The organism is Glycocaulis sp. (genome assembly GCF_052168375.1).
Classification (GTDB): domain Bacteria; phylum Pseudomonadota; class Alphaproteobacteria; order Caulobacterales; family Maricaulaceae; genus Glycocaulis.
The window spans coordinates 1-3,312 of record NZ_JBQLZR010000030.1 but is presented as its reverse complement, the minus strand read 5'-3'; the positions used below and the strand labels follow the sequence as shown (position 1 = coordinate 3,312).

The 3,312-nt window shown below is 64.8% G+C and carries 4 protein-coding genes; 3 read left to right on the top strand and 1 reads right to left on the bottom strand.

From position 1 onward, the window contains the following. The first annotated feature begins 394 nt into the window (after positions 1–394). Positions 395–937 (top strand): thioredoxin family protein, encoded by a 543-nt coding sequence (locus tag ACTS2Z_RS01195; protein WP_442571408.1) that lies wholly within the window; start codon positions 395–397, stop codon positions 935–937. Further along, a complete protein-coding gene (locus ACTS2Z_RS01190; RefSeq protein ID WP_442571407.1) occupies positions 934–1,764 on the top strand; it encodes a PhzF family phenazine biosynthesis protein in 831 nt (276 codons plus the stop codon). The genes ACTS2Z_RS01195 and ACTS2Z_RS01190 overlap by 4 nt, the downstream gene beginning before the upstream one ends. Here the strand turns inward: ACTS2Z_RS01190 and ACTS2Z_RS01185 are convergent. Continuing rightward, entirely contained in the window at positions 1,761–2,174 is a 414-nt protein-coding gene (locus ACTS2Z_RS01185) for a hypothetical protein (RefSeq protein WP_442571406.1), read from the bottom strand. The two genes, ACTS2Z_RS01190 and ACTS2Z_RS01185, sit on opposite strands and share 4 nt — an antisense overlap. A 253-nt stretch (positions 2,175–2,427) precedes the next feature. On the opposite strand from ACTS2Z_RS01185, the gene ACTS2Z_RS01180 reads away from it, so the two are divergent. Beyond that, the coding region (locus tag ACTS2Z_RS01180; protein ID WP_442571405.1) for a trypsin-like serine peptidase at positions 2,428–3,312 on the top strand (885 nt) is incomplete at its 3' end.

Below are 3,312 nucleotides of genomic sequence, written 5' to 3'. Positions count from 1 at the left end.
GCCCGTTTGAACGTTCGCGTCCGGTCTTTTCATGGCCGCCCGCGCCATCCGTTGCCAAAACCTCACTCCGGAACCGGGTGGGGTTGGAGGTGTTTGGGGCCGATCCCCTCATGCGTTTCCCCGACGGAAGTCGGGGTCCAGGAAAAGAGCTGGATCCCGGCATGCGCCGGGAAAACGCAGCTGAGAGCGCCTTCCCTCGTCGTTCCCGTCCCCACCTGCGTGGGGGTGACGAATGAGGCGACCGTCTGCGTCAGCTCTCCCATGCAATGCGCCCGAAAGGGGAGAACAGCGGCTCTGCACCGGCCCTTCAGGCGAGCTAACCGGATCGAAGGTGGCCATGACCGGCAAGGCTCATTAGCTTCGACCTCTCGCTTCACTGGAAAAGGAACGGGTCATGCGCCTTGCTGCCGCTTGTGTTTCGCTGATGATTGCGGCAGGCCTTGCCGCCTGCTCACCCGATGCGGAGACGATAGACGTGTCAGACCTTGAGGCCGTGCCCGTGGAGGCACCCTACAGCGCCGAGGCCGATGCTCATGCCGAGCTGGATGCCGCCTATGTGCGCGCTGAACAGTGCGGCACCCGTGTTCTGGTGAAATTTGGCGGCAACTGGTGCCCGGACTGCCGGATATTTGCCGGCATGCTCCAGCTTGAACCTATCGCCGGCTATGTAGCTGAGCACTACGAGATCGTGGCCGTCGATGTCGGCCGCTATGACCATAACATGGATGTGGTCGCCCGCTTTGGCCTTGAAGCGCTGGAAGGCGTGCCGACCGTCATCATCACCAGTGCGGACGGCGAGATCATCAATACCGGCACGGCGGCCGAATGGCGCACCGCGCGCGAACGCAATCCGCAGGACGTGCTGGACTATCTGGTGCGCTATGCCGAGGCGCCGGTTCCAGCCGATGCGGCCCGCGCGCAGACCACGCGTCCATGACATCGCTGCCCTTTGCCGAGCTGCACGCTTTTTGTGATGGCGATGCGCCGCACACCGGCAATCCTGCAGCCGTGGTCCTGCTCGACCACATGCTGGGCGATGATGCGCTTGTAGGCATAGCCCGCTCCAACAATCTTTCCGAAACCGCCTATCTTCTTCCCGAAAAGGAGGATCACTGGTCACTGCGCTGGTTCACACCCGGCGCGGAGGTCGATTTTTGCGGTCATGCCACCCTTGCTGCCGGTGCCTGGCTTCTGTCGGGCGATCATGTGAAGGGGCAGGCGGCGCACTTCTCCACCCGCTCCGGCCCGATGAGTGTGGCTCGCACCGGCGAGCCCGGTCTCTATGCGATGGATTTTCCGGCCATTGCGCTCAAAGCCCCTGGCCAGCACCCCGCCGAGCTGGTGGCGCTGGGCGGCGACCCGGTGGAGGTGTGGGAGCTGGACCGGGCAGAGCCCTGGCCCTGGTATCTGGTGGTCTACAAGACTGCCGGAGCGGTCAATGCGCTGCAGCCAGACCTTGCCCGCCTTAAAGCAAGTAACGCGCTCTGGAGCGTGACGGCGCCGGGCGGTGAGGGCAGTGACTTTGTCTCGCGCCTCTTTGCGCCGTCCATTGGTATCGATGAAGACCCGGTCACCGGTTCGGCGCATTGCGCGCTTGGCCCTTTCTGGGCAGAGCGGCTTGGCCGGGAGGTGCTGACCGCGCGCCAGACCGGCCCCCGGCCGGGCGCGGTGCAGTTGCGCACAGGAAGCTCGGCCCCGGCAAAGGGACGCGTCGGGCTGGAAGGCCGCGCACGCCCCTTCATCGAAGGCCGGCTTTTCCTCTAGCGGCGGCCGATAAAGACCGGCGCGTGGGTCACTTCGACCGGAACCCGGCCCCAGCGCGTTTCGGCGAAGAATTGCTGGCGGCGCGGATCCCAGCGCGCCTCATTGACGTGAATGCGCTGGCCGGTCAGGCCCCGGCGCAGTTCAAAGCGCGTCGGCACGTAGTTGAAGGCGCCCGGATGACAGCGCAGCACGTAATTGCGCTCCCGGCTCCATTGCGCGTGATAGCGTGAACGGTGCTGGTTGTAGTGGCGCAAGGGTGCACACGCGTTTGCATTGACCACGAAATGCCCTTGAGGTCCGGCCCAGCCGCGCGGCTGCTGCCAGCGCTGGGCCTCTGCCGGCGCGGCCAGAGTGGCAAGACCCGCCAGGCCCAGGCTGGCGGCGATCAGGAAGGTGGCGGGTTTGAACATGTCGGTCATCCTTTGCTCTGCCGGAGCCTGATCCCGGTCAAGGGACGCACGGCTCCATCCATGGCAGGCAAGGTGACAGAGGCTGGCTGAACGCCCGCTGGCCGCCGCAGTCAGCTTGCGTTCACCAAGCTGAACAAGGTTGCGCTTGCAAATGCCCTGTCCGGCATGGTCAGGTGACGCCGAACGGCAATCATGCGATTGGCCATCTCACGGGCGCGGGGCGTCCCGGTTTACGGGTCAGAGGGGTTGAAGGATGCGGGCATTTCTGGGCGCGCTGGCGATAGCGTCAGCCATTTCTGCGGTGGTTATCTGGTCATTTGGTGACGAACCCGAAAGTGTGCAGGCGGCGACGTCCGTGGCGGCGGATCCGACCATTCTCACTTCGCGTGACTATGCGCGCATCCTGCAGCAATTCCAGAAGCCTGCGCCCCAGCGCCCCGGCGATGTCCGGCCGGCGGGCTATACCGGTGATGATAGCTGCCGCCACGCCAATGATGGCGAGTGCGATGATCCGGGCATCGGCACCGGCGCGTGTCCTGCAAATACCGACTATTCCGACTGCTTCCGCATCGTCTCCGGTCAGGAGGACGATAGCTGCCAATGGGCCAATGATGGCGAGTGTGACGAGCCGGGCTTTGGCACAGGCGCCTGTACACAGGGCACCGACGTGACCGATTGCGGCGATGTCACCCATCTGCGCTTCCGCAATGACAGCTGCGAATTCGCCTTCAATGGCATTTGCGACGAGCCGGGCGAGGGCACGGGCCGCTGCCCCACGCGTACCGACCGCTCCGATTGCGGCGGCCGCCACCGTCCACTCACCATCAACGACCATTTCTTCGGCAATGATGACCGGGTGATGATGGACACCTCGCAGTTCCCGTGGAGCGTGGTGGGCACCATCCAGGCCGACCGGGGCGGCACCTGCACGGCGACGCTTGTCGCGCCGAACGTCATCGCGACCGCTGCACACTGCATCCATTCTGAAAACCAGCTTTATGCCGGCGGCGTGTTCACGACCGGTTTCGCGTTGCCCGGCGGGCCTCGCACCGCACGCGTGGTCGATCACCTGATCGACGAGGAATGGGACAGCCAGCGCTTCAGCCAGACCGATGAAATCGATGGCACGGACTGGGCG